At 73.1% G+C, this 25769-nt stretch carries 18 protein-coding genes; 10 read left to right on the top strand and 8 right to left on the bottom strand.

What is annotated here, in order from left to right; genetic code table 11:
- Positions 1-254: 254 nt before the first annotated feature.
- Positions 255-686, top strand: a complete 432-nt coding sequence (locus tag ACFP3R_RS10340) for a PPOX class F420-dependent oxidoreductase (RefSeq protein WP_380635016.1) — start codon at positions 255-257, stop codon at positions 684-686.
- A gap of 47 nt (positions 687-733) precedes the next feature.
- On the opposite strand, the gene ACFP3R_RS10335 is transcribed toward ACFP3R_RS10340, so the two are convergent.
- Together ACFP3R_RS10335 and ACFP3R_RS10330 are read right to left on the bottom strand one after the other, a co-directional pair.
- Entirely contained in the window at positions 734-1219 is a 486-nt protein-coding gene (locus ACFP3R_RS10335) for a hemerythrin domain-containing protein (RefSeq protein WP_380635014.1), read from the bottom strand.
- A gap of 54 nt (positions 1220-1273) precedes the next feature.
- Positions 1274-2071 (bottom strand): alpha/beta fold hydrolase, encoded by a 798-nt coding sequence (locus tag ACFP3R_RS10330; protein WP_380635013.1) that lies wholly within the window; start codon positions 2069-2071, stop codon positions 1274-1276.
- A 105-nt stretch (positions 2072-2176) separates the two neighbouring features.
- Here ACFP3R_RS10330 and ACFP3R_RS10325 point away from each other — a divergent pair, with 105 nt between their 5' ends.
- Both ACFP3R_RS10325 and ACFP3R_RS10320 read left to right on the top strand, forming a co-directional pair.
- Positions 2177-2824, top strand: a complete 648-nt coding sequence (locus ACFP3R_RS10325) for a HemK2/MTQ2 family protein methyltransferase (protein WP_380635012.1) — start codon at positions 2177-2179, stop codon at positions 2822-2824.
- On the top strand, positions 2808-2999 hold the full coding sequence (locus ACFP3R_RS10320; RefSeq protein WP_380635010.1) for a CDGSH iron-sulfur domain-containing protein: 192 nt from the start codon (positions 2808-2810) through the stop codon (positions 2997-2999). Before ACFP3R_RS10325 ends, ACFP3R_RS10320 begins: the two co-directional genes overlap by 17 nt.
- A 62-nt stretch (positions 3000-3061) precedes the next feature.
- Here the strand turns inward: ACFP3R_RS10320 and ACFP3R_RS10315 are convergent, their stop codons facing one another.
- Genes ACFP3R_RS10315 through ACFP3R_RS10305 form a run of 3 tightly spaced genes read right to left on the bottom strand, consistent with a single transcriptional unit; the run spans position 3062 to position 6648 of the window.
- Entirely contained in the window at positions 3062-4060 is a 999-nt protein-coding gene (locus ACFP3R_RS10315) for an iron-containing redox enzyme family protein (RefSeq protein ID WP_380635008.1), read from the bottom strand.
- A 9-nt stretch (positions 4061-4069) separates the two neighbouring features.
- Positions 4070-5143 (bottom strand): carboxylate-amine ligase, encoded by a 1074-nt coding sequence (locus ACFP3R_RS10310; protein WP_380635007.1) that lies wholly within the window; start codon positions 5141-5143, stop codon positions 4070-4072.
- Positions 5140-6648 (bottom strand): FAD-dependent oxidoreductase, encoded by a 1509-nt coding sequence (locus ACFP3R_RS10305; protein WP_380635006.1) that lies wholly within the window; start codon positions 6646-6648, stop codon positions 5140-5142. The genes ACFP3R_RS10310 and ACFP3R_RS10305 overlap by 4 nt, the downstream gene beginning before the upstream one ends.
- 455 nt (positions 6649-7103) lie before the next feature.
- Between ACFP3R_RS10305 and ACFP3R_RS10300 the strand changes: the two genes are divergently transcribed.
- The 3 genes from ACFP3R_RS10300 (at position 7104) to ACFP3R_RS10290 (ending at position 12725) form a co-directional block, all read left to right on the top strand.
- A complete protein-coding gene (locus ACFP3R_RS10300; protein ID WP_380635005.1) occupies positions 7104-9338 on the top strand; it encodes an alpha-N-acetylglucosaminidase in 2235 nt (744 codons plus the stop codon).
- Between the two features lie 188 nt (positions 9339-9526).
- Entirely contained in the window at positions 9527-10525 is a 999-nt protein-coding gene (locus tag ACFP3R_RS10295) for a DUF6801 domain-containing protein (protein ID WP_380635003.1), read from the top strand.
- Position 10526: 1 nt separating this feature from the next.
- The gene (locus ACFP3R_RS10290) at positions 10527-12725 is read left to right on the top strand and encodes an NACHT domain-containing protein (RefSeq protein WP_380635002.1); all 2199 of its coding nucleotides are present in this window, start codon (positions 10527-10529) and stop codon (positions 12723-12725) included.
- On the opposite strand, the gene ACFP3R_RS10285 is transcribed toward ACFP3R_RS10290, so the two are convergent.
- Positions 12712-14730 (bottom strand): neutral/alkaline ceramidase, encoded by a 2019-nt coding sequence (locus ACFP3R_RS10285; RefSeq protein ID WP_380635000.1) that lies wholly within the window; start codon positions 14728-14730, stop codon positions 12712-12714. The genes ACFP3R_RS10290 and ACFP3R_RS10285 overlap by 14 nt on opposite strands.
- A gap of 234 nt (positions 14731-14964) precedes the next feature.
- Between ACFP3R_RS10285 and ACFP3R_RS10280 the strand changes: the two genes are divergently transcribed.
- Positions 14965-16404 carry a cytochrome P450 gene (locus tag ACFP3R_RS10280; protein WP_380634998.1) on the top strand — a complete coding sequence of 480 codons (1440 nt, stop codon included), beginning with the start codon at positions 14965-14967 and terminating at the stop codon, positions 16402-16404.
- Positions 16405-16859: 455 nt separating this feature from the next.
- Here ACFP3R_RS10280 and pcaB read toward each other — a convergent pair whose 3' ends face one another.
- Positions 16860-18293, bottom strand: coding sequence for a 3-carboxy-cis,cis-muconate cycloisomerase (pcaB, locus tag ACFP3R_RS10275; RefSeq protein WP_380634997.1), 1434 nt, complete (start codon positions 18291-18293; stop codon positions 16860-16862).
- A gap of 11 nt (positions 18294-18304) precedes the next feature.
- Entirely contained in the window at positions 18305-20203 is a 1899-nt protein-coding gene (locus ACFP3R_RS10270; protein WP_380634995.1) for an FAD/NAD(P)-binding protein, read from the bottom strand.
- A gap of 1064 nt (positions 20204-21267) precedes the next feature.
- Between ACFP3R_RS10270 and ACFP3R_RS10265 the strand changes: the two genes are divergently transcribed.
- The 3 genes from ACFP3R_RS10265 to ACFP3R_RS10255 all read left to right on the top strand — a co-directional run bounded on the left by ACFP3R_RS10265 (position 21268) and on the right by ACFP3R_RS10255 (position 25657).
- Entirely contained in the window at positions 21268-21951 is a 684-nt protein-coding gene (locus ACFP3R_RS10265) for a DUF5980 family protein (protein WP_380635257.1), read from the top strand.
- 311 nt (positions 21952-22262) lie between these two features.
- A complete protein-coding gene (locus ACFP3R_RS10260; RefSeq protein WP_380634993.1) occupies positions 22263-23642 on the top strand; it encodes an extracellular solute-binding protein in 1380 nt (459 codons plus the stop codon).
- A 53-nt stretch (positions 23643-23695) separates the two neighbouring features.
- Positions 23696-25657: an ABC transporter permease gene (locus ACFP3R_RS10255; RefSeq protein WP_380634992.1), complete on the top strand. Its 1962-nt coding sequence runs from the start codon at positions 23696-23698 to the stop codon at positions 25655-25657.
- Positions 25658-25769 lie beyond the last annotated feature (112 nt).

Here is a 25769-nt window from a genome sequence, read left to right as displayed (position 1 = left end):
AGCAATCGGATGAAGCAGGGACCGATTCCTCACGATCGCGTGTCTCCTCCCCGGTGCGGCGTCGCAGGGTGGCCGCACTTCGGCAGGATCGCACGGGGAATAACACCTCAGAGTGAATCGGTGCCAAATCTTCGGGAACGAGAATTCACAGGGCGGCACCGTTGTCAACGGCCCGCGCGGACCCCCACCGGGCCCGGCGGCAGCGGTTACGCTGGTGATGATCAAGCAGTTCCGCGATCCCCGGAGGTGCGGCCGTGACCGAAGACCCGTTCGACCCCCGCGCGCTGCTCGCGCGGAGCAGGCTCGGCGTGCTCGCCACCATCAAGGCGGACGGCCGCCCCCAGCTCTCCCCCGTCATGCCGTACTACGACCGGGAGCGCGAGGTCCTCTACGTGTCCATGACCGAGGGCCGGGCCAAGACGGCGAACCTGCGCCGCGACCCGAGGGCCGCCCTGGAGGTCACCAGCGCCAACGGCCGGTCCTGGGCCACCGCCGAGGGCACGGTGACGCTGACCGGGCCGGGCACCGACCCCGACGACCCCGAGGTCGAGGCGCTGGTGGAGTACTACCGCCTGGCCGCCGGCGAGCACCCCGACTGGGACGAGTACCGCTCGGTGATGGTGGCCGACCGCCGGGTGCTCATGACGATGGCGGTCGACCACGTGTACGGCGCCGACATCGGCTGACCACTCCGGCGGGGGTCGCGGTCACGGGTCGCGGTCACGGGTCGCGGTCACGGGTCGCGGGGCACCCGCACCGCGCGGGCCACCAGCTCGGCGTCGACCGCGCCGAGCCTGCCGGTCAACCCCGACAGCGCGTCCGCGAGCCGGCGCTCCTCGTAGGTGAAGTGGGTCTCCAGCAGCGCGGCCACGCTGTCCAGCTCGGTGCGCAGGACGAGCGCGGACACGCCGTCCTCCCCCGCGCGCTCGACCAGCCCGGCCAGCTCCCGCAGCGCGTCGGTGACGATCCGGTGGTCCCGGCCCAGCTCGTCGAGCACCGGGCGCAGCTCGGGGTGCTCCCGCGCCAGCACGGGGAACGCGCCGTCGTCCTCGGCGGTGTGGTGCGTGGTCACGGCCGCGCAGAACGACAGGCAGTGCGTCCGCAGGTCGATCGACCGGCCGCGTTCGCCGGCCAGGTGCTCCTCCAGGTGGTCGCCCAGCTCCTCCAGCCGTTCGCGCAGCGCGATGTGCGCCTGCACCAGCTGGTTGCCGAACGCCACGAGGCGCGCTGACGGGTCGTCGATGTGGTCCCCCTCGTACCGGGGGAGATCATCTCACGCCGTGCTCGCCAGCGACACCCGTTCCGGCGCCCGCTCCACCTCGGTGGCCGGCTCCGCCTCCCGCGCCCACGCCGCCAACCGGGGCGCCAGCAGCTCGTACAGCTCCGGGTCCAGCGCCATGCCGGTGTGCGTGCTCCTGACCTCCACGCACTCCGCGCACGGGTCGGCACACAGCTTCGGCGGCGCGATCACGTCGTTGGGCGAGAACACCGCGACGGCCGGCACCTCCAGCGGTCGGGCCATGGCCTCGGAGTTGGTGTCGTAGCAGGAGCCCGCGAAGCAGTCCTCGTCGAGCAACCCGGGCAGACCGGCGGCGGACAGCCGCGCCAGCGTCCGCGCCACCCGCACCACGCTCGGGTGCGCGCCCAGGGTGTCCAGCACCGGGCTGCCGACCATCACCAGGCCGCGCACCAGTTCCGGCCGCCGCACGGCGAGCAGCCTGGCCAGGCCACCGCCGCGGCTCTGGCCGAACAGCACGACCGGGCCGCCGGTCTTCTCCGCGTGCGCCTGGAGGCGCCGCTCCAGGCGGTCCACCAGCTGCGTGGTGCACCCGATGTTGAGCCCGATGTGCGCCCCCGCGGGCACGTAACCCCGGTTGCGCAACCACGTGCCGGTCAGGCGCAGGCTCAGGTCGCCGAAGCCGAAACCCGGCACGAGCAGGACGCCGAGGCCCCTGCCCTCGTCCGGGTCGGCCCCGCGCCAAGCCGGGTGGGTGATCAGGCGCGGGATGTCCAGCATCGCCACCACGACCTGCTCCCTGGCGGCGGCACGTGCCGCTTCCACCACGCCCACGGCAACACCTCCACGTCCGGGAACCGGGGGTTCCCCCGTGAAGAGGTGGTTGAACCTCGACATCGCGGTTCGTTTGCGGATCCGAACGCCGGGAACCACTGTCCTATGTGGTTCTGGCGACCGCCCGGTGTGTACCGCCCGCAGGAGGACACCTGGCTCATGGTCGAAGCTCTGGCGGAGGCGGGCATCCCGCGCGGCGCGCGGGTGCTGGACGTGTGCACGGGTACCGGCGCCCTGGCGGTCGCCGCCGGTCGGGCCGGTGCGGGCGAGGTGACCGCGGTCGACCGGTGTCGGCGCGCGGTGGCGGCGGCGTGGGTGAACGGGCGCCTTCGGGGCGTGCCCGTCCGCGCCCGGCACGGCGACTTCGGCGACCTGGTGGGAATCGGCGAGTTCGACGTGGTGACCGCGAACCCGCCCTACGTGCCCAGCACGACCGTGCCCGCGCGCGGCTGCGAGCGGGCCTGGGACGCGGGTTCGCGCGGGCGCGCGGTGCTCGACCGGCTGTGCGCGGTGCTGCCGCTGCTGCTGGCGGCCAAGGGCGTGGGGCTGATCGTGCACTCCGAACTCTGCGACCCGGACGTGACGCTGCGCCAGCTGCGCGGCGGCGGCCTCAAGGCGGCCGTGGTGGCGCGCCGGACCATCCCCTTCGGACCGGTGATGCGCGGCCGCGCGCCGTGGCTGCGCGAGCAGGGGCTCATCGAGGACGGACAGCAGCACGAGGAACTGGTGGTGATCCGTGCCGACGCCGCGTGACGCGCGCAAGGTGACCGTGGTGCCCGGCGGTCCCCTCCTGGTGGAGGGGCCGGTCGAGGTGCGGATGGAGGACGGGACGGTGGTGAGTTCGGACCGGTTCGTGGTCGCGGTCTGCTCGTGCCGCCGCAGCAAGCGCTACCCGCTGTGCGACACGAGCCACCGCAAACGCCGTTAGGGCGGGCACACCGGGCTGGAGGGGCAGCGGGCCAGAGGGGCAGCGGCTAGAGGGGCAGCAGGCTAGAGGGGCAGGCGGAGCGCCGTCTGCCCCTTTTCCCACGACCCCAGCAGGTGCTCCCCCAGCCGGGCCTCCAGCAGTTCGGTGGCCTGCACGCCGAACACCACCGACGCGGTCAGCTCCGGCTCGCGGTCGAGCAGGTCGCCGATCACGTCCAGGCGCATCACCTGCTCGTGCACGGCGTCGGCCTCGATGTGCTCGGTGAAGAACTCGACGCAGTCCGGGTGCGCGTCCAGGCGCTCCAGCGCCTTGGCCATCCGGGCGGCGCTGGGCGCGGTGGTGATCTCGGCGGCGGCGAAGTGCCCGACCAGCGCGCCGCGCAGCGACCGGTGCAGCCCGCACAGCGACATCAGGTTCACCGTGGCGAGCACGACCGCGGGCGCGTGCTCCAGGTAGTGCAGGTAGCCGTGGTCGAGGTCGGCGCCGTCCAGGAGGTTCGCGAACAGCTGCGAGTGCATCCGGTCCCCGCGCCCGCCTCCGAACTCGTCGAACTCCACCGCCACCAGCGCGGCCTTGGCCTTGCCGCGCAGCCTCGGGATGACCCAGGCGTGCGGGTCGGCCTCCTTGAGGTGGTAGATGGAGCGCAGCGCGAAGTACTCGCGCACGTGCCACCACTCGCCCCGGTCCCGGAGGAAGTGGCTCACGCCCGTGCCGTCGACCGGTTCGACCAGCAGTTCGTCGAGCACGCCCGTGAGGTCGGAACCGCCCGGCACGTCGGCGCGCAGCGCGTCCAGGAAGACGCGCTCCAGCGCGGCCCGGAACCTCAGCAGCTCGGGGTCCCACTCCCACTCGTCCGACACGCCCGCGAAGCCCTGGTAGTGCAGCTCGTAGCAGACGTGCAGGGCCAGCTGGAGGTCTTCGCCGTACGGGTCGGCGGTGACGTCCGCCGGCAGGCCGACGGCGGGCGGGGCGCCGCGCAGGGCGTCCAGCACCGCCGCCGACAACGGCCCGCGCGGCGCGGGCAGTACGGCCGAGTCGACGGCCCGGTCCACAGAGGTCATGCGCGTTGACTACCCACTTTCGGTGACGATCCACGTGAGGAGGTCCACCGCGGGACCCGCCTCGCCCGCCGCGCGCTGCCGCTGCGCGCCCGTGCCGCCGGCCAGCACGTCGCGCAGCAGCGACCCCACCTGGTCGCGGTCCTCCCCCAGGTGGTCGGACACGTGCGCCACCAGCGCCTCCACCAGCTCCACCGCGGGCACCCGGCGCGCGGCCAGGACGTCCACCCCGGACCCGGTCAGGCCGTAGCGGGCCGCCGACCACACGGCCGCCGCCAGCACCTGCTCGTCCGGTTCCGGCGGCGGCGAGCCGGCGGCCAGCGCGGTGCGCACCAGCGCCCGGGTCAGGCCGGCCTGGAGCACGGCGTGGGCCGCGGTGGCGGCGGTGTCGGCCACCCGCACCTCCACCGTCGGGTACCGGGGTGACGGGCGGGCCAGCCAGAACGTCTGGGCCGCGTCCGCCAGCACGCCGCAGTCGACGAGCCGGTCCACCGCGGCGTCGTGCTCGGCGGCGGTCTTGAAGTAGGGCGTGACGCCCGCGCCGGGGAACTTGGCCTGTTCGAGCATCCGCCAGCTCGCGTACCCGGTGTCGCGGCCCGCGTGGAACGGCGAGTTGCCGCCCAGGGCCAGCAGCGTGGGCAGCCACGGCCGCAGGTGGTTGACCACGTGCACGGCGGTGTCCCGGTCCGGCACGCCGACGTGCACGTGGCAGCCGCAGCACTGGTAGTCGGCGACCTGGCCGCGGTAGAGGTTCTCGATCAGCTCGAACCGCTCGCCCCGGCTCAGCGCCGGCGCCGGGTCGGCCAGCACGGGCGTGCCGGTCGCGGCCAGGCGCAGCCCCTCGGCGCGGGCCGCCCGGTCCAGCACCCGGCGGCCCGCCACCAGCTGCCCGGCCAGCTCCGGCAGGTCGCGGCAGACACCGCTGGCGAACTCCACCTGCGTGCCGATCAGCTCGCGGTGCGCCTTCGCCCCGGCGGGCAGGTCGTGCGGCGCGACGTGCGCCAGCACCTCCTCGGCCCGCGCCACCGGCCGCCGCGTCCGCGGGTCGACCAGCAGGAACTCCTCCTCGACCCCGACCGTGGTCAAGCGGGGTCCCGGCGGGGCAGCGGTTCGGTGGCCGGACCCTCCAGCACGGCGCCGTCCACGTCGAACCGCGAGCCGTGGCAGGGGCAGTCCCAGCTGCGCTCGGCGTTGTTGAACCGCACCAGGCAGCCCAGGTGGGTGCAGCGCATCGACACGGCGTGCACGCCGCCCTGGTCGTCGCGGAACACGCCGACCTTGTCCTTGCCGTCGCGCACCACGCGGGCCTCGCCGGGCGGCACCTCCGCCACCGAGTCGACGTCCGCGCCGCGCAGCCGGTCGCCGACGAAGTCCGCGGCGACCTTGGCGTTCATCTTGGCCAGGGTCGGCGTGGACGTCAGCGACAGCCGGTGCGGGCTGAACCGCTCGGCCCAGGCGTTCTCCCGGTCGCGGACCAGGTCGCTCAGCAGCATGGCGGCGATCGTGCCGCTGGACAGGCCCCACTTCTGGTAGCCGGTCGCGCCGTAGAGCCGCCGGTCTCCCGGGGTGTAGGGGCCGATCATGGGCAGCTTGTCGTAGGGCACGGCGTCCTGGGCGGACCACAGGTGGGTGATCTCCTCGACGTCCCAGCGCTCGCGGGTGAACCTGATCAGCTCGTCGTAGGGCTCTCCCTCGTCGGAGCCGGTGGTGTGGCTCTGCCCGGCCACGATCAGCCGCTCGCCGTCGGTGGACAGGGACCACGACGGGCTGCCCGCGCTGATGGCCAGGCCGGTGGGCGGCTCGCCCGAGCGCAGCGTGGCCGCGACGCAGTAGGCGCGCGTGGCCTCCAGGCGGGCGAAGTAGAGGCCGCGGTCCAGGATCGGGTAGTGGGTGGCGATCACGACGCGGTCGGCGACGACCGTGCCCGACTCGGTGCGCACGCGGACCCGGTCGCCCTCCTCGATGCGCAGCACGCGGCTGCCCTCGTGGACGCGGGACCCGTCGCCGTCGACCCGCTCGGCCAGCCCGCGCACGTACTTGACGGGGTGGAACACCACCTGGTCGTCCAGCCGCACCGCGCCCGCGACCTCGAACGGCACGCCCATCAGCTCGCCCCGGTCGAGGACCACGGGCAGCCCCGCGCGCAGGGCGGCCTCCGCCTCCGCCTCGACGGCGGGCAGCTCGTCCTCGGTGAGGGCGTAGGTGTAGGCGGGGTGGCGGCGCAGGTCGCAGTCGACGCCCTCCCCCTCGGCCAGCGCGGCGACGAACCCGACCGCGGCCAGGCTCGCGGCGGCGTAGTCGGAGGCCGCCTCCACGCCCTGCTTCTTCACCAGCCGGGTGTACACCGTGGACTGGAGGGCGGTGACCTTGGCGGTGTTGTTGCCGCTGACGCCACCACCGACCTGGTCGGCCTCGACCAGCGCCACGCTCAGGCCCGCGCGCTTGAGCAGCAGGGCCGTGGTCACGCCGGTGATACCGCCGCCCACGACCGCGACGTCGACCGAGGTCTCGCCGGAGAGGGCGGGATAGCGCCCGTGGGGGATGGTCTCGGACCACAGCGAGTGCCGGGCCGTGGTGGTGGCTTCCGTCATGCCTGACCCATACCCGTGAGGCGGATGTTCGAACCTGTCTGTGCCAACGGGTAATCCGGGCCCGTGCGCACCCTCACCGATGGACCGGGAGGGCTGAGGTCTTCCGGCGTTCTCACCTGAAAGCGGGAAATCCGGTCATCGAACAGGTCTCAGTCGTCCCCCTGCCGAGGTATTCCCGGCGCGGTGGCGGCCACGGCCGGGAGCACCGCCGACCGTGTTCCGGCCGCGGCACCACCGGTGCCGCGGCGGTCCCCCGTCCCGGATCGTGCGCCCCATCCTCCTCGTGCTGTGCGCCGTTCCGGTGAGCGACGACCTTGTTGTCACGCTTTGTGATCACACGGCAACCACGAGTATCGGTCGTCCGTACCATGTGGCTGGTCCGAACGGTCTATCGGCACCACCGACGACAGCCAGGCGGACGTCCCCGGCACCGCAGCCCCACAGGAGGAGCACACATGACCGCCGTGACCAGGAGGACGTTCCTGCTCGTCTCGCTCGCGGCCGGCTCGCTCGCCGCGGCCGGCCGCGCGTCGTCGTCGCCGTCGGGGGACGACTCCGCCGCGGTGCGGGAGGCGATCGAGCGGCTGCTCGGCTCCGACGCCGCCGAGCAGTTCGTGCTCGACGAGCTGGCGCCCGCCGCCGGCGAGGCCGACGTGTTCGAGATCGGCGGGTCGAGGGGCGAGGTGCGGCTGGCGGGCAGCGGTGGCGTCGCCCTGATGTCCGGGCTGCGCTGGTGGCTGGAGCACGTGGCGGGCGGTCACCTGTCCACCAACGGCGACCGCACCGCGCTGCCCGACGACCTGCCCGCGCCGGCGCAGTCGGTCCGGCGGTCCACCGAACTGGTCGAGCGGTACTCCAACAACTTCACCTCGTTCGGCTACACCAGCCCGTTCTGGGGGTGGTCGGAGTGGGAGCGCGAGCTGGACCGGCTGGCCATGAGCGGCGTCAACCGGGCGCTCACCCTGGTCGGCCAGGAGATCGTCTGGTACGAGGCGTTCCAGCACTTCGGCCTGTCCGGGACGGAGGTCCGGCGGTGGATCGCGCAGCCCGCGCACCAGCCGTGGCAGTGGTTCGGCGAGATCACGGGCTACGACGAGGCCGACAACGCGCACTGCGGCCCGGTGAGCCGGACCCTGCTGGGCCGGCGCGCGCAACTGGGCCGGCGGATCGCCGACCGGATGCGGGAGCTGGGCATCACGCCGGTGTTCCCCGCCTTCGCCGGGCACGTGCCCGACCGGGTGTTCGCCGAGCGCAACCCCGACGCGCACGTGGTCGCGCAGGGGAACTACGCGGGCCACCCGCGGCCGTACTGGCTGGACTGCACCGACCCGCTCTACCCCGCGGTCGCGGAGCGGTTCTACCGCGCGCAGGCCGAGCACTTCGGCACCACCACGCACTACTCCACCGACCTGTTCCACGAGGTCGGCGACGACGAGCTGCCGGCGCTGCTCGACGGCGCCGACCTGGCCCGCGCGGGGGTGGCCGTGCAGACCTCGCTGGAACGGGCCGTGCCGGGCGCGCGGTGGCTGCTCCAGGGCTGGCACTCCAACCCGCGCCGGGTGCTGCTGGACGCGGTGGACCGGGAGCGGGTCGTGGTGCTGGACATGGACTCCGACGACTCGCGCAAGTGGCAGCACACCGAGGCGTACTGGGGTGCGCCGTGGTGCTGGGGCACCATCAACAACTTCGGCGGCCGGCTCGGCATGTTCGGCAACCTGGTGGAGCCCGGCCGCACGCTGCCGGCGGGGCGGGTCGACCCGGCCCGCCGGCGCCTCGTCGGCATGGCCGTGGTGCCGGAGGGCACGCACCACAACCCGGTGGTGGCCGACCTGCTGGCGGAGGTGCCGTGGCACCGGGAGCCGATCGACCTCGCCGCGTGGGTCCGGGACTACGCGCGCCGCCGGTACGGTGCCGACGACCCGCGCGCCGCGGCCGCCTGGGACATCCTGCTGCGCACCGCGTACGCCCACTCCGCCACCGGCCACACCAGCGGCGAGGGGCCGCACGAGACGCCGTTCGCGGCCGAGCCGGCCCTCGTCGTGGGCTCGGCGTCGATGTGGGGGCCGGACCGGTGGCGGTACGACCCGTCGGAGTTCGCGCCGTGCCTGGAGCACCTGCTGGCCGTCGCGCCGCCGCTGCGCGACTCCGCCCCGTACCGCTACGACCTGGTCGACGTCACCCGCCAGGTGCTGGCCAACCGGGCCCGGCTGCTGCTCGACCGGTTGCGGGCCGCGCACGAGAGCGGGGACCGCGAGGGCGTGGCCCGGCACAGCGCCCGGTTCCTGCGGGCACTGGACCTGAGCGAGGAGGTCCTGGGCACGCACGAGGACTGGCTGCTGGGGCGCTGGCTGGCGCAGGCGCGGTCCTGGGGTTCGACGGGTGCCGAGGCGAACGCGCTGGAGAGGGAGGCCCGCACCCTGATCACCACGTGGAGCGCGCCCGCGGCGCCGGCGCTGCGCGAGTACGCCAACCGCGACTGGCACGGGCTGCTGAGCGGCTACTACCGCCCGCGGTGGGAGCGGTTCTTCGAGGTGCTGGTGAACACGGGTGAGCCGCCCGTGTTCCAGGACTGGGCCGAGCGCGGGCACGCCTGGGCGCGGGGCCGCGAGCGGTACCGGACGCGACCGGCCGGCGACACCTTCGACACGGCCGCCCGGATCGCCGCCGCCCTGGTCGAAGACCCCCTCTGAGCAATTCGCCTCGTCGCCGGCACCCGGAGGAGTTTTTTCGAATAACTCGATCGTGTGAGCAAAATTGCGGAATACGCGGTGGCCGTTGAGCGAACGGCACAGATCCGCGTAGGGTCCGACGCGGGGTGCGGAAAAAGGAAATCCGAGGGGAATTCGGGGAATTCCAATCCGGGACGGGGTGTGCGCGGGTGAGCGGTGTTCGGAAAAGACTGCCCGCGCTCCGCGTCCTCGGGGTGGCCGCGGCGGTCCTCTTCATCGGTGCCGCGGGCGCGCCCCCGGCCTCGGCCGCGCTCACGCTGCACTACACCTGCCGGTTCCCCGTGATCTTCGACCAGCCGATGACGGCGACGATCACCTGGAACGCCTCCGACTCGCACGTGGTCGGCGAGGCCACCCCGCCGGTGCCCGTCACCGCCTCGGCGACGATCGCCCCCTTCGTCACGCAGGCGCTCACCTTCGCCGGCGCGACGACCGTCGAGGGCTCGGCGGCCGCCGACGCCGTCGTGACCGCGCCGGAGGGCGACATCGGCGTCACCACACCGCTCACCGTGCCCGTGACCCCGGTCCCGGCGTCGGGCCCGATGACGTTCACCGCGCACGGGACCGCGCGGTCCCTGGTCTTCCGGCAGCCGGGGAACGCGCGGATCACCCTCGGCGGGCTCGCCCTGCGCATGGTCCCGAGGAACGCGGACGGCGACCTGACCGCGATGGGCGAGGTCCACGCGCCGTGCCGGCTGGATGCCGGGCAGGACGGCGTCCTGGCGTCGTTCCGGGTCCTGCCGGCCGAGGGGAGCACGGCCAGGCCGACCACCGCGACGCCACGGCCCACGCCGGCACCCGGACCGACCGCGCCGGGCGGCGCGCCCACGGCCCCGGGCGGGTCGGCTCCCGCGCGGGTGCCCGGACCCGGCGCGCCGGACGGCCCGGACCCCGGCACGCCCGGCGCGGTGCCGGCCGGGATCGACGACCGGGGCACCCCGGCCGCCACCGGGACCACCGGCGCGTCCGCCACCGCACCCACCACCGCACCCTCCACCGCCTCGGCCGGCGGCACCCGCCCGACCGGTGACCCGAACCTCTCGCGCCTGCTCCTCGTGGCGGTCGTCGTCCCGGCCGTGGGCGCCGTCGCGGGCGGTTGCGCCTGGTGGTTGCGCCGCCGCCGCGGCGACGGGCCGGAGGTCGGCTGAGATGGGCGGTGTCCCCCCGGCCCGGAGCCGGCCCCCGGTGCACAACGAGGTGGCGGGGACCGTGGACGGGGCGGTCGTCCAGGCCGGGGTGATCCACGGCGACGTGCACATCACCGGCTCGTCGGTGCGCGTGGAGCGGGACGAACTGGCCCGGACCGCCGACGAGCTGGCCGAGGCCGTCCGGGACCGCTGGCTGGAGGAGGAGGAACGGCGGCGGATCCGCGACCCGGTGCCGCTGCCCGTGCGGTGGGGCGCGGCGGACGACGGGCTGATGGACCACTGGGCCAACATCCGCCTGGCACCGGCCGGGCAGGCGGTCGAGCCCCTGGAGCTGGCCGGGCACCTGGGCCTGATCACCGAGGTCTACCGGCGGATACCCTCCGGCCGGCTCGTGGTGCTGGGCCGGGCCGGGTCGGGGAAGACCGTCCTGGGCCTGCGGTTCGTGCTGGACCTGCTGGCGGCCCGCGCCCCCGGCGGACCCGTCCCGGAGATGTTCGGCATCGGGTCGTGGGACCCCGTCGCCGAACCGCTGAAGGAGTGGCTGAGCGGCCGGCTGAGCCGTGACCAGCCCGGTCTGGCCACGATCGGCCCCACCGGGGAGACCCTGGCCGCCACCCTGGTCGCCAAGGGGCTGGTGCTGCCCGTGCTGGACGGGTTCGACGAGATGGCCGACGGCCTCCACCGGGTCGCGCTGCGGGAGCTCTCCGCGATCTCCCTGCCGCTGGTGCTGACCAGCCGGTCCGACGAGTACACCACCGCGGTGGGGCGGACCAGGGGGCTGACCCACGCCGCCGCCGTCGAGCTGACCGACCTCACCCTGGACGACCTGGCGGACCACCTGCTGCGCGGCAGCCCCAAGGCCGTCACGCCCGAGTGGCGGCACGTGCTGGCCGAGCTGCGCCGCGACCCCGCCGCCCCGGCCAACGCCAACCTCGCCGCGGTGCTGACCACTCCCCTGATGGTCTCCCTGGCCCGCACCGTCTACGGCGAGGGCGACCGGGACGGGCGCGACGACGGGCCGGCGGCCGGGCCGGCGGCGCTGCTGGACCCCACCCTGTTCGACAGCCCGGAGAGCCTGGAGGAGCACCTGCTGGGCAGCTTCCTCCCGTCGGTCTACCGGCTGCGGCCCGGCGACCCGCGCACCGGGCCCGCCCACCGGTGGGACCCGGACCGCGCCCAGCGCTGGCTGGGCCACCTCGCCGGGCACCTGCACCGGCTCGGCACGCGCGACCTGGCCTGGTGGGAACTCGGCGCCTCGGTGCGCCGCTCGACGCGCACCCTGGTGATCGCGTTCCTGGCGGGCCTGTCCTTCGGGCTCGTGACCGGGATCGGGAACATCCCGGTGGACCTGGTCGCCACCTCCCGCGGGCTCGACTTCGCGGTCCGGCGCGGGATCGTGGTCGGCCTCCTGCACGGTGCGGTGGCCGCGGTGGCGTTCGGCCTGGTCTACCGGTTCGCGGACGGGAGCGAGGCGCTGAAGCCGTCACCGGTCCGGGTGCGCGTGTTCGGCGGTCTTCAGCGCCGGGGCGCGCCGTTCACCGCCAGGATCACGTCGGGGGCCGTGGTCGGGCTCCTGGTGGCGCTGGCGCTGCTGCTCGTCGACCGGCTCCTGGTGCCCCGGCTCGGGCTCGACGACGGGCTGGGGGGCGGGCTGCTGGCCGCGGTCCTGTTCCCGCTCCAGGTGGGGTTCTCGGCGGGCCTCGTGCTGGGGCTGATGACCTGGTTGGAAACGCCGATCGACGTGCGGGCCGCGGTCAGCCCGGCCGACCTGCTGAGGTCCAACCGCGCCAACGTGGTCTCCCACTTCCTGGTGTGGGCGCTGGTGCTCGGCTCCGTGGCCGCGGTGGTGCACGGCTTCACCGGCGGCATCGCCGGCAGCCTGGAGGTCGGGCTGGTGTTCGGCGTGGAGGGCGCCTTCGGGGCCGGGATCGGCTACGGGCTCTGCCTGACCGCCTGGGGGCAGTGGGCCGCCCTGGCCCGCATCTGGCTGCCCCTGACCGGCCGGTTGCCCTGGCGGCTGGTGGCGTTCCTGGACGACGCCTGCCGGTTGGGCGCGCTGCGCCGGGCGGGCGCGGTGTACCAGTTCCGCCACGCCCGGCTCCAGGACCACCTGACCGGCGCGCCGACCACGCGCGCCGGCCCGTCCGGAGCCGTCGGGATTGGGGACGTCGGGACCGGGGGTGCGGTCAGCCCACCGTGAACGACCTGCTGGTCCCGGTGAACCCGGTGATCGCGCCGGTCCAGCCGCTCTTCCAGTCGCCGTGGTGGACGATGCGGTACGTGCCCGCCGGGGTGTCGGCCGGGATGGTCCAGGTGATCGCGGCGGTGGAGTTGGCCACGCCCTCGCGCTGCCAGCGGTAGCGGGTGGACCAGTCGCCGTCGTCGGCGTGGCGGGTCCACCGGCCGTCCACCAGCCGCTGGACCTCCAGGAAGGTGCCGTTGCGGCGCAGGTTGTTCTTGGGGTGGCCGGTGACGAACACGGCCGTGGCGGTCTGGCCCCGGGTGTGGGCGGCGGCCGGTTCGGTCAGCACGTCGCCGAAGGACCGGCCCAGCGGCTTGTCGTCGAACACCACGCCGGTCTGGAGGTTGATCCCGGTGAACGGCGGCCTGCCCGGCGTCGGGCCGGGGTCGAGCGGCGCGCCCGTGCGCAGGGACTCGGCGAGCGCGCCGAACTCCTGCTGGTAGGCGGGCAGGGTGTTGCGCCCGAACAGCGTCGAGCCGCCCTCGTACTGCTGGAGGTCGTACTCCTCCGGGGTGGTCACGTACTGGCTGTAGTCGTTGGCGTAGCCCTGGACCAGCACGTCCTCCAGCGGCACGCCCGCGCCCTCGGCGACCGCGCGCCGGATGCGCAGGCCCGCCACCACCGTGACCTCGGCGGGCACCGCGACCAGGTGCAGCGGTCCGATCCGGACGACCTGGAGCGGCAGCACGTCCGGCGTCGCGCCGACCAGGCCGGTGGGCACCAGGGACGCCTTCGGGTACTGGCAGTCGCGCAGCCACTGCGGCACCTCGACGTTCAGCGGCTCGAACAGCGCCTTGAGCGGGCTCTGCATCCCCTCGCTGAAGCCGGGCAGCGCCGGCCCGTCCTCCACGCTGCCCGCCATGGTGGACGCGCCGACCACGCCCGAGCAGGTGGTGCCGGGGCGGCCGTCGGTGGTGTGGCGGCCCGCGACCGCGACCCGGGACATGTCCACGAACCGCATCCGCGAGTCCACCCCGCCGGTGACGGCCCGCTGCGGGCCCGCGAACACCTCCTGCGCCTTGCGGTTCTGGCGCTCACCGATGATCCGGGTGTTCTCCACCTCGTCCTCGGTCGGGCCGGAACCGGGGCGCAGGTTGAGGTTCGGCGACATGTCGCCCGCGTTGGTGTTGGGGAACGCGGCGACGAAGCCGGGGCGGTCGTCCAGGTAGCGCACGCCCTCGTCGTCGTGCTCCCACTGGTAGGACGCGTACCCCTTGTTGTCCGGGCTGATCAGCGTGTTCCGGTTGGTCATGGACGTGTTGTGGGTGGCGAACCAGCTGATCGCGCCGACGTCCTCGCCGCCGCGCCGGAACCGCAGCACGGTCATGGTCGGGTCGATGGCGTTCGGGAAGTGCGCCTTGTCGGTGGCGGGGTTGCGCTCGAACGCGGTGCGCGAGCGGTTGACGCTGGCGTTGGCGAGCTGCCCGCGCCCGAGGGACAGCTCGCCGGGCGCGAGGTCCTCGTGCGCCTCGACGACCGATTCGGCGATGCCGTCCGCGATGGCGTTCAGGGTCTGCGGTTGCAGGCCGAGGATCGAGAGGTTGTAGGCGAGGTTGTGCGAGTAGCCGCCGGGGCCCGCGTGGGTGTGGGTGGCGGACAGCAGCACGTTCTCGCGCGTGTAGAGGTCGCCGTAGCGGGGCCGCAGCCGGTCCAGCACGGCCTCCTGCACGGCGCGGAAGATCATCGCCAGGTCGGCGTTGACGTAGGCGACCCGCTTGCCGGTGGCCCGGTCGACCACGACGTAGGCCCGCGAGCGCTGGCGCTGGTGGATGCCGGTGGTCTTCTGGTCGAACGAGGAGTAGCCCATCATGCCGTTCTCGGCGGCGGGCCCGGTCACGTCGGAGATGCCGCGCCCGATCAGGTAGGGCTGGTCCTGTGATCGGGCCTGGGTGGCGGGCAGGCCGACCACCACCAGCGCGGCGACCAGCGCGGTGGGCAGCAGCGAGCGACGAGAACCCCTCATGCGCACTCCCGAAATACGCGAAACCTCTTCACTTTCGTTCGGACGGTAGTGGCGCGGGCCACCCCCGGCAAGTCCACCCCGAAGTCGGCGTGGCGGGTGGTGCCGTCACCTCGCCGTGACGAGGCCACCGGTACGGGTGGTAAATGCGCCGAACGGGTCTGCCGGCGTGCCGGGTGCGCGGATCCGGGGTGGACTCCCGCCGAACACCACGGCTGAACCAGGAGGCTGTCCCGCTTGAGCACCGCGTCCCGTCCGACCCCACCCCACTCGGCAACGCACCACCCGGTAGCGCACCACCCCACCGCGCCCTGTCCCGCCGCGCCGCGGTCCACCGCGCCCCGGACCGCCGAACACGCCCACCCCGGCACGGCCTCGACCCGGTCCCCTTCGGCCCCGTCCACCCCGGCCGGGTTCCGCTCCGCCACCGCCCCCGGCGCGCTGCCCGTCCTCGGCCACGCCTGGCACCTGGCCACCAGGCCCGTCGAGTTCCTGCGCTCGCTGCACCGCCTGGGCGACCTGGTGGAGATCAGGCTCGGCCCGCGCCCGGCCCACGTGTGCTGCCACCCCGAACTCCTGCGCCACGTCCTGGTGCACGACCGCGTCTTCGACCGGGGCGGGCCCGCCGTGGAGCGCGTCCGCGACGTCATCGGCGACGGGCTGGCGACCTGCGGCCACGCCGAGCACCGCGCGCAGCGCCGGATGATCCAACCGGCGTTCCACCCCGACCGGCTCCGGCGCTACGCGCGGGTCATGGCCGAGGAGGTGGGCGCGGCGGTCGAGGCGTGGCACCCCGGCGAGGTCGCCGACGTGCACCCCGCGCTCCAGCGGCTGTCGCGGCGGATCGTGGTGCGGACCCTGTTCGCCGACGACGCGCCCGCGACCGTGCACGACGTCCAGCAGGGCGTGGAAACGCTCCTGCGGGGCTTCCTGCCGCTGATGCTCGTCCCGTCCGGCCTGCGGCGGGTGCTCACCGCGGTCCACCAGCCGCACCGGTCGGCCACGCGGTCGCTGCGGCACGCGGTGGAGCGCCTGGCCTCGGCCCGCCCGCCCGGCGGGCTGGTGGACGAACTCGCGCCGCTGACCACCGACCAGGTGCACAGCCAGGTCATGACCATGCTGGTGGCGGCCGTCGAGACGACCGCCGCCACCATGACCTGGTGCCTGACCCGCCTGGCCCGGCACCCCGAGGTCCAGGAGGCGGTGCGGGCCGAGGCGGTCGGGACGTCCGACCCCGCCGACCTGACCTACACCCGGCGGGTGCTGACCGAGACGCTGCGGCTGCACCACCCGACCGTGCTGATCACCCGGACCGTCACCGAGCCGGTCGAGCTGGCCAGGACCTGGCTGCCGCGCGGCGCGACGGTCATGACCTCGCCCACCGCGGTTCACCTGAACGAGGACCACTACCCGCGGCCGATGCGGTTCGACCCCGACCGGTGGGACCCCGCGCGGGGCGCCACGCCGCCGCCCGGGGCGTTCCTGCCGTTCGGCGGCGGCGCGCGGCGCTGCATCGGCGACACCTACGCCATCACCGAGGCCGTCCTGACCCTGGCCGCCATCACCCGGCGGTGGCGGGTGTCCCTCGCGCCGGGTGCCGACCTGCGCACCACCATGAGGGGCCCGGTCCCCTGCCCGCGCCGGGCCGTGCTGCGCTTCGACGCCCACCGCGGGTGAGGCGGGCCGGGGCGGTCACGGCACGTGCGGCAGCTCCTCGGTCGCAGCATCGCGGTCATGGTTGCTCACCTCCCTCCGGTGCCGTGGTCGAGCTCCGGTTCGGGGCGCGGTGCAGGGTGAAGGGTCGGGGAACGGCTCCTTCGACCATGACCGCGCGCGCGTCGCCCCCGGTGACGCGCAGGCGGGCGTCGTCGGTGAGGGCGGTCAGCGCCCGCGACATGTTCGACCTGCTCCTTGACAACCCGCTCAGCACCCCCGACCACGCGGCCGCGGGTGGAGTCTCCTCCGGCGGAGAAAGCAGGGCCACGACTCTCAGCGCAGGTCGTCGGTCCCTGCGCCGCACCTGCTCGCCGATCGCGGCACGGCCGATCCGACCGATGAGCTCGTCGGTCGGCCAAGCGGTGCCGCACGGGACGCGCCGACGGCGCTCGACCCCGCCGGGCGTGAACCCGGACTCAGGCACTTCCGGGATCCGGCGGGCCACCTGGATCGGCGGGGCCCGCTCCACCACCGCGACGATCCGGGATCGAGGGGCGCCAGGCGGTGAGGTGGCGGTCGAGGACCCGGTCGACGAGTCGGGATGACGCGCCCAGGTAGCTGGCCGGGTCGCAGAGATCCCGCCACCGGGCTGGGTCGCTGTCGTGCCCTCGGGCGTGGAGTTGTCGCACCAGGACCTCGGCGGTGTCGCCGGCGGTGGCGGTGACTTCCGTCATGATCTTCTTGGCCGCGATCCTGCCGAGCAGCGGGGTCAGCACGGCGCTGAGGCGTTCCGAGACGATGGCACCGCCGGTGAGGGCGAGGTTGTCCCTCATCTTCTCGGGGAACACGGTCAGGCCGGAGGCGAGGTCGGAGGCGTTGCGGGCCGCGCCGGCGGCGAGTCGCAGGGCTTCGCGCAGCGGTTGCCACTCGGCGTGCCAGCCGCCCGCGGAGCGCTCGTCGGGTACGACCATGCACTGGTGCAGCACGGAGACCAGCGCCGGCACCTGACGGGCGGCGGTGAGGACGGCGGTGGCGTGGACGGGGTTGCGCTTCTGCGGCATGGCGGAGGAAGCGCCACGGCCGGGTGCCGCCGGTTCGGCCAGTTCGCCGATCTCGGTGCGGGTGAGGACTTCGACGTCGGCGGCGAACTTGCCGAGCGTGCCGGTGACCAGGCTGAGCGCGTTGGCCACGTCGACGATCGGCAGTCGGGCCCCGTGCCAGGGGATCAGCGGTGCGGTGAGTCCCAGGTCGGCGGCCAGGTGCTCGACGAGGTCGAGGCTGTCGGTCTCGGTGAACTCCTGGTAGGCGGCCAGGGTGCCGGCGGCGCCGCCCAGCGACACGGGCAGCCCGTGCGAGCGCAGGTGGTCGAGGCGGTCGACGGCGTCGAGCACGGCGTTGAGCCAGCCCGCCGCCTTGAGGCCGAAGGTGATCGGGACGGCGTGCTGGGTCAGGGTGCGGCCGGCCATGGGGGTGTCGCGGTGTTCGCGGGCCAAGCCGGCCAACGCGTCGGCGGTGCGCCGCAGGTCGTCGAGCACCCGGCCGAGCACCTCGTGGCAGATGAGCATGGTGGCGGTGTCGAGGATGTCCTGGCTCGTGCTGCCGCGGTGGACGAAGTCCGCGGCTTCCGGGTCGATCCCGGCGACGATGCCGCTCAGCTGCGCGACGAAGCCGACGGTCGGGTTGCCGGTCGCGCGAACCCCTGCGACGAGGTCCGGCCAGTCGAACGCGTCGGCGTCGACCTCGGCGAGCGCCGAGGCCGTGGCGGGCGGCACCATGCCGATGCGGGCCTGCGCGCGGGCCAGCGCCTCCTCGACCCGGATCATGGCGGTCAGCCAGGCGCGGTCGTCGAGCAGGTCGTCGATCCCGGTGCTCGCCCATCCGGGCGAGAGCAGACCGCTGTCTGCGAACATGCGGGTTCCCTTCAGGTGGTGGCCGGTTCGTCGACCGCGTGGGCGGTCAGGTCCAGGCACTGGCGGGCCAGCGCGTCGGCGTCGCCGAGGATGACCGAGTTGACGCCGGGCCGCACTCCCGCGGCGGTGGCCCAGTGCACGGTCTCGGTGGGCACACCGAACGCGAAACGCCGCGGATGAGGCCGCCGTTGCGCGTCGAGCAACGCGTAAGGACGCGCGGTCACGGCGATGCCCCCGGTCTCGTACCACCCGGTCGTGCGGTTCGGTATGCGGTTGAGGGCGCAGGCGCCGCGGGCAAGCAGGCGAGCCAGCAGGGGATCGGTGGTGCGGCGGGCGTCGACCTCGGGTAGCCGTGCCTCGACGAGCGTGCGAGCCCGGTACTCGGCCCCCGGCACGAGCGGGCTGCGGGCCAGGAAGCCTCGGCCGTCGTCGAGGTGCTCCACGACCATCCCCGGCCCGACGACGGTGAGGACGCCGGCCTCGATCAGCGCCGCGGCCTGTTCGATGCGCTGCACGGGCGGGCCGATGGACAGGAAGGCGTTGAGCGGCGTGTACCAGTTGTCGAGGTCGTCGCGGTAGGAGGCGCCGGTGAGGCCGCAGTGGTCGACCAGGAGCCGGACCTCGTTGCGCAGGTCGCGCAGGACGTCCAAGGCGGCCTTGAGCGGGCCGCGGACATTGCCCAGGCGTGCCTCGCGGACATCGGCGTCGAGGTAGGACAACAGCCAGTCGCGGAACGCGCCCGGTCCGGTGAACCGGGTGCGGCAGGGGGTGGCGATGGACTCCCAGTCCCACCGCGGCGTCGATCCGAGCCCGAACCGGCGCAGCAGCCCGTCCTCCGCGCCGGTCACGGGTACCGACTCCCCCAGTTCGCGGAACTCGCGCAGGAAGCGCGCCCCCTCGGCGTCACCCGACCGGTTGACCACGATGGTGGCGTAGTAGATGGCGCGCACCTCCCGGTCGACCCAGGGCCAGATGTCGGCGCGGAAGTCCACGGGACCGGACGCGCGCAGGGCCGCGATGCGTCGCGGCGTCAGGAACAGCGGGACGTGCCGACCCGAGACGCCCTTCTGGTTCTCCCCTCGCGCGTGGTAGGGCACCCCGCGCCGAGAACCGGCGATCAGGCGGGGCTCCCGGCCGGAGGGCTCGTAGCACAACCGTCCGTCCCGGTCGCGGTGGAACACCCCGCCGCGGCCGGAGGTCAGCAGCGCCACGTGGTCGAAGAAGTTCAGGCCCAGACCGCGCAGGATGACCGGTTCACCGCCGGTCACGGCGCTCAGGTCGACGTCGGCGGGGTTCCGCGGGAGGACGTAGCGCAGCCCGTCGCGGGCGGCGAGATCCCGCAACCGCTGCTGCGAGGGGGTCGGCGCGGTGTCGAGGTGGCCGAGGGCGAGCACGACGGAGTGCAGCCCCGTGAGCTGTTCGCCGTTCGACAGGACCACCGCCTGGAGGCCGTCGTCCTGGTCGACGAGGTCGACCACCCGCTCCGGGTGCCGCGCGATGACCAGGTTGGCGGGGGCGTGCTCGACCAGGTGCCGCAACACCCAGTCCAGGTAGTGACCGTAGAGGGCCCGGGTCGGGTACGCGTCGGGACCGAGGACGAGCGCCTCGCCGCGCACCCAGGCCGGGAGGTCCAGGAAAGGGTTGAGCAGGGCGACGAAACGTGCCCACTCGTACAGGCTGGGACCGGGCACCACGGGACCCGCGCAGTCGACGCTGTCATCGAGGAACACGGTGACCTGGGACGCGACGGTGTTCATCAGCAGGTGCCGGGACTGGTCCGACCGCCACACCTGGCCACCGACGCCCAACCGGGGGTCCACCAAGCACACGCGCACGGTGCGGTGCGGGATCTCGCGGGCGTTGGCGCAGAGTCGTTCGAGCACCGACAACCCGCGCGGGCCGACTCCCACGAGGCAGATGTCACGAGCGTCCCGGGGATCGCCGGGTTCGCTCGGACGCGTGACGGTGAAGTGACCGCTCATCGCAGAAGTGTCCTGGGACGGTCGTGGACTGCGGAGCACGGAACCACGAAGCGACAGGCGACGGCTGCCGCGTCGACCACGAACACCCACCCGGGTCAACCGCCGCTCGTCGCGCCGGGCGGCTTCGACCCGGTGGTCGACACCGAGCACCGCGTCACCCGTTGGTCGACCCGCGCGCCACCGACGGACTCCCCCTGGCGGCATACGGACATGGCAGGGGTGGAAGTAGTCACGGACGAGGCACGACCGGCGTCAGCTCCGGTGCGAGAAGCTCCGGGAACCGGTCAACTGTTGCCGTCACTGCCGTATGAGCCGCCGGTGATGCCGTCGCTGGCCCGTACCGTGCGGGCCGAGCCGGGCCCAGGCGGTCATATCCACACCGGCCCGGCCCCTGATGTCGGCGGGCGCTACCAACCCTGGCCCGCTGAGCATGGGCACGCCGGTCGACCAGATACCCCACGGGCAGCGCAACCGTGCAGAAGATCACGAAGTAGGTCCAGGTCCGCATAGCCGCCACCTCACCACCATCGGTCGGTATCCGAGTGGAGCACCAGTGCGCTCCGGACATGTCGAGGTGATCTCAGCGAGTTCAGGTGAGTCGTCCGTGCTCGAAATGGGTGAGGGTGAGGGCGGCTTTGACGATGTCGCCGAGCTTGCGGGGGCTGGTGGTGAAGTGGTGTAGGGCGCGCCAGCGTCCGGTGAGCAGGGTGAATTCTCCAGGCCCCGCCTGCCGCAGAGCCGGAACACGAGCGGAGCCGGGAACGATCGGAGGTCTCAGTGATCTCTGAGATCCGGTCACTAGCGTCGGCCGAAGCGTGTCCAACACCAGTTCAGGAGGGATTCGGTGAGAGTGGCGTCCGGATCGCCAGATCGGCGCTCACCCTGGCCTCGGTCTCCTGCTGCCCCCGGTCGGCTCACCAGTCGTCGCGTCGGCACAGGCGGCCTCGCGAACCCACGCGTGGCACTTGGAGGACTTCGGCGCACCACACCGGATGTGCCTTCAGCACGGCCCCGAGGGGAGGATCCACCAGTCCTGCTCCATCATCGCGGTGACCGGCAACTGGTCCACCGACCTCGACTTCGGGAAGCGCGACCTGCCTCCCGGCCGGACCGCCGCGGAAAACCACATCCCGCCAGGCTCCGACCATCCCAACGCTGACGACGGCGCGGTCAGGATCAACGGGTTCACCCTCGTGCAGAGGGCCGCGACGGTGCGGTTGGCGACGTACCGAGCGCAGGTCCGGGTGTCCGACGGGACGGCGTGTTCAGGTGTGGTGCGGCCAGATGTCGATGGCGGCGACGTGGGTGGTGATCCGGTAGCGGGTGGCGATCTTGTCGTCGCGGCGGCGGCCACCGCGTGGGTCCTGACCAGGTGGGTGCCGCACTCGACGGCGCGGCGTTACCTGGCGGAGGCGGGTGGTCGGCCGCCGCGAGAGCCTTCGGCCCCGTGGTGGGCCGCCTGGTCGCGAGGTTGGGCGAACCGGGTGTCCACCGGCCGGGCGCGCGGCCGGGCTCGTGGTGGGTGGCCGACTTCGCCTACGTGCCGACGTGGGTCGGGCACCGCCGACGTCGCGTCCGTGATCGACGTCGTCTCCCCCACCGCGCGACGTTCGTCGACTCCGCCGATGCCGTGCGGTGCGGAGTGCGGCTGGTTGGCAGCGTCGTGCGGAGCGTGACCAGTGCGATGGTTGTCCGGCGGGGGTCTCGACTCCGCGGGACGGGCACCCCGGCACCGGAGCCCGTTCGCGGTGCGGGCCCGCTACCGCTGTAGCGGCCCCGTAGCGCGTGCGGGCTGGTCGACGGGCTGCCAGGACAACGCATCAGCGGTGCGGCGTCGATCGCCGCATGAACGACCCGGCAGCGCGGCGCTCGCCTCGCTGTCCCGCCGGTAGCAACGTCGCCCCGTCGGTACGCGTCCGCCCGACCGGACGCGAGAGGAGTGGTCATGGCAGAGAAGACTGACTTATCTAGGCGCACTTTCCTCGGGATGAGCGCACTGGGCGTGCTCGGCCTCGCCGGCTGCGGGGGCGGTCCCGCGGCACCGCAGGTCGACGTCCAGGTACCCCAGGCCCTGCTCGACCAGGCGGCCGGGCTGCGCGGCGGGTCGGTGGGGATGCTCTCGCAGAAGCTGTACTCGGAGGCCGCCAACCAGGCGCTGGACCGGTCGCTGCAAGTGTTCGCGCAGGCCACCGGCACCACTCTCGACAACGACCTGGTCTCCGGCGACGCCGGTGACATGGTCGCGAAGATGGACGCCGAGGTGAAGGCGGGCACGAGCCGCGATCTGGCCTTCATGAGCGACCGGCGGTTCGTCGGCCAGCTCTACAACCTCGGCGACCTCGCCGACGTCACCGACGTGGTCGAGGAGATGCGCGCGCTCTACGGGGAGCCCGCGACCGAAGCGGCCAACTTCTGCGTGTTCGGCGGACGCTGGTACGCGATCCCCTACCACTTCATCGCGACCGGGATGTACCTGCGCAAGGACTGGTACCAGGAGAAGGGTCTCCCGCTCAAGCCCCACTACACGTGGGAAGAGTTGCGCGACAACGCGTTGGAGGTCTCCGACCCGGCGAAGCGGCGCTTCGGCTGGGGTATCACGGTGAACCGCTCCGGCGACGCCAACGGCTTCATCGCGAACGTCATCAACTGCTACGGCGGGGCGATCGCGGACAACACCGGCACGAAGGTGGTGTTCGACTCCCCGGAAACCGTCGCGGCCGTCACGTTCATCGGCGACATCTACACGAACCCGAAGTACGCGCCGATGCTGCCGCCCGGGATCGGGAGCTGGACCGACTCGAGCAACAACGAGAACTGGCTGGCCCAGATCCTGGGGCTCACGCTCAACCAGTTCAGCGTCTACGCCGACTCGAAGACCAAGAACAACCCGGTCTACGCCAACACGCACCCGTTCAACGGCGCCACCGGACCGGCGATCGACCAGCCACTCGCGTACGGCGAGTCGAACTCGTTCGTCGTGTTCAAGGGGGCGAAGAACCCCGACCTCGCCAAGCTGGTCGCGAAGTTCATGGTCGGCGGGAGCGCGCTGCTCGGCGTCGCGAAGGGGGCGCCGTGCCTGGTCAATCCCGCGTGGGACGAGGTGTGGGACTCCGACCCGTACTACACCAGCGGTGACCCGGCCTTCACCGCGCTGCGGGAGCAGACCCGCACATCGCTGCCGCTGACCACGAAGACCGGCTACGCGTTCCCCCAGGCCCCGAGCCCCGGCGAGCAGGCCGCGACCGCCGCCTACCTGCTGACCGACATGATGCAGTCGGTCATCCAGGGCACCCGGCCGGCCGACGCCGTCGCCGCGACCCACACCCGGATCGTCCAGGTCTTCGAGCAGCAGGGCTTCGAGCAGTGACCGTCCCGCGTCCGAGTACGACGCGGTCGGCGCCGGCCCGTCCGGCGCCGACCGTGTCATCTTCGCTCACCACGTCGCAGCGGCTGCTCGGGCGCGACTGGCGCCTCGCCGCGGTGTTCATCGGGCCGACGCTGTTGCTGGTCGCGGGTCTGATCCTGGTCCCGATCGTCAGCTCGATCCTCACCAGCGCCACGGAGCGCCACGGTGCGGAGACGGTCTTCGTCGGGCTGGGCAACTACCTCGACCTCGTCGACGACGCCGTGTTCCACAAGGGCGTGCTCAACTCGTTCGTCTTCACCGCGTACGCCGAGATCTTCAAGGTGACCCTCGGTCTCATCGCGGCGTTGATGCTGCACCACATGCGCCGCGGCCGGACGATCATCGCCGGGGTGATCCTGCTGCCGTGGGTGGTGCCGACGGTCGTCACGGCGTTCACCTGGCGGTCGTTGCTCGACCCGATCTTCGGCAGCGTCAACGTCCTGCTCACCGACTCGGGGATCGGGCCCGTCCTCGCCGCGATCGGGCTCGTCGACTCCTGGCCCGCCCAGTGGCTGTCCGATCCCGCGCTCGCGATGCCGGCGGTCATCCTGGTCAACGTCTGGAAGGGCATCCCGTTCTTCACGGTGACGTTCCTCGCCGGGCTCAAGGCCATCGACAGCGGTCTCTACGAGGCGGCGGTGGTCGACGGCGCCTCGGTGTGGCAGCGCTTCGTGCACATCACCCTGCCGGGGCTGCGCAACATCATGATCGTGACCGTGCTGCTGTCGTCGATCTGGACGTTCAACAACTTCGACCTGATCTGGCTGATGACCCAGGGCGGGCCAGGTGACGCCACCGCCCCGTACGTGATGGTGGCCTACTCGAAGGCCATCCAGCAGTTGCAACCGGGCGCGGGCGCCGCGGTCACCCTGGTGATGCTGCCCGTCATCGGCGTCCTCGTGATGATCCTCGTGCGGATGATGCGACGCGGCGACCAGCCAGGCTCGGGCGGCACGGGGCGCAGGCGGCTGACTCCCGCCCAGCGCCGGGCGCTGCCGTGGGTGATCGTCGTGGTCTCGATGCTCGTGCTGGTCTGGGCGTCGCCCCGGATCGTGTGGAAGGCCGCGCTCGTGCTGTGCGTGTTCGTGGTGCTCGCGGCCGGCGTCGGGCGGGTCGTCTCCGCGCTCGCCGCGCGGGGCAACCGGCTCGCCGCACGGCTGGTCGGCGGGGCGGGCAGCGGGGTCGCGCTCGTGGGTCTGCTGGGTTTCGTGCTCGTCCCGCTCTACTGGATGACGGTCACGGCCTTCAAGTCCGACGACCAGATCGTCGCGCGCACCGACGACCTCTGGCCGACCCCGTGGAGCACCGAGCAGTTCACCAACCTGTTCACGGGCAGGGCGTTCGGCACCTGGTACGTCAACACGATCCTGGTGTCGGTGGCGTCCACCGTGATCGCCCTGATCTGCGCGGCGCTGGCCGGCTACGCGCTGGCGCGGCTGAGGTTCCGGGGTTCGGAGAGCTTCACGGTGACGATCCTGCTCACCTACGTGATGCCGGGCGCGCTGCTGTTCATCCCGCTCTACCAGATGATGAGCGGGATCGGGCTGAACGACTCGTTGTGGTCGCTCGTGCTCGCCTACCCCACGTTCACCCTGCCGTTCGCGACGTGGCTGCTCGTCGGCTACTTCAAATCGATCCCGGCCGACCTGGAGGAGGCCGCGCTGGTCGACGGCTGCACGCGGTTCGGCGCGTTCATCAGGGTCGTGCTGCCGCTGGCCAAGCCGGGCCTGCTCGCGGTCGCGCTGTTCACGCTCACCAACGCGTGGAACGAGTTCCTGTTCGCCTTCGTGTTCATCACCAAGGACGACTACAAGACGCTGCCCGTCGGCATGCAGTCGATGATCTTCGGTGACGTCGTGCCGCAGGGACAGCTGGCCGCGGCGTCGCTGCTGATCAGCATCCCGGTCGCGGTGATGTACGGATTCGGGCAGCGGTTCCTGGCCGAGGGCCTCACCGCAGGAGCCGTGAAGGGATGAGCGTGCACAGCCCCTAGTAGGGCTTTGTTAGGTCGGTCGAGAGCGTCCGGTGGCGGTGTGGTCTTCTTGCGGAGTGACGCCGGAGGAGATGGCCGGGGTTCGGCCGGTGATC

It is taken from the genome of Saccharothrix lopnurensis (assembly GCF_042658445.1).
Taxonomy (GTDB): domain Bacteria; phylum Actinomycetota; class Actinomycetes; order Mycobacteriales; family Pseudonocardiaceae; genus Actinosynnema; species Actinosynnema lopnurensis.
Note: the sequence above shows the minus strand (reverse complement) of the source record. Positions and strands in the feature narration are given on the sequence as shown.

Excerpts from the sequence above, each read along its gene's own strand:
- ACFP3R_RS10315 (WP_380635008.1), bottom strand. The coding sequence starts at position 4,060 with ATGACCTCTGTGGACCGGGCCGTCGACTCGGCCGTACTGCCCGCGCCG.
- ACFP3R_RS10265 (WP_380635257.1), top strand. The coding sequence starts at position 21,268 with ATGTGCCTTCAGCACGGCCCCGAGGGGAGGATCCACCAGTCCTGCTCC.
- ACFP3R_RS10305 (WP_380635006.1), bottom strand. The coding sequence starts at position 6,648 with ATGACGGAAGCCACCACCACGGCCCGGCACTCGCTGTGGTCCGAGACC.
- ACFP3R_RS10325 (WP_380635012.1), top strand. The coding sequence starts at position 2,177 with ATGTGGTTCTGGCGACCGCCCGGTGTGTACCGCCCGCAGGAGGACACC.
- ACFP3R_RS10300 (WP_380635005.1), top strand. The coding sequence starts at position 7,104 with ATGACCGCCGTGACCAGGAGGACGTTCCTGCTCGTCTCGCTCGCGGCC.
- pcaB (WP_380634997.1), bottom strand. The coding sequence starts at position 18,293 with ATGTTCGCAGACAGCGGTCTGCTCTCGCCCGGATGGGCGAGCACCGGG.
- ACFP3R_RS10290 (WP_380635002.1), top strand. The coding sequence starts at position 10,527 with ATGGGCGGTGTCCCCCCGGCCCGGAGCCGGCCCCCGGTGCACAACGAG.
- ACFP3R_RS10285 (WP_380635000.1), bottom strand. The coding sequence starts at position 14,730 with ATGAGGGGTTCTCGTCGCTCGCTGCTGCCCACCGCGCTGGTCGCCGCG.
- ACFP3R_RS10260 (WP_380634993.1), top strand. The coding sequence starts at position 22,263 with ATGAGCGCACTGGGCGTGCTCGGCCTCGCCGGCTGCGGGGGCGGTCCC.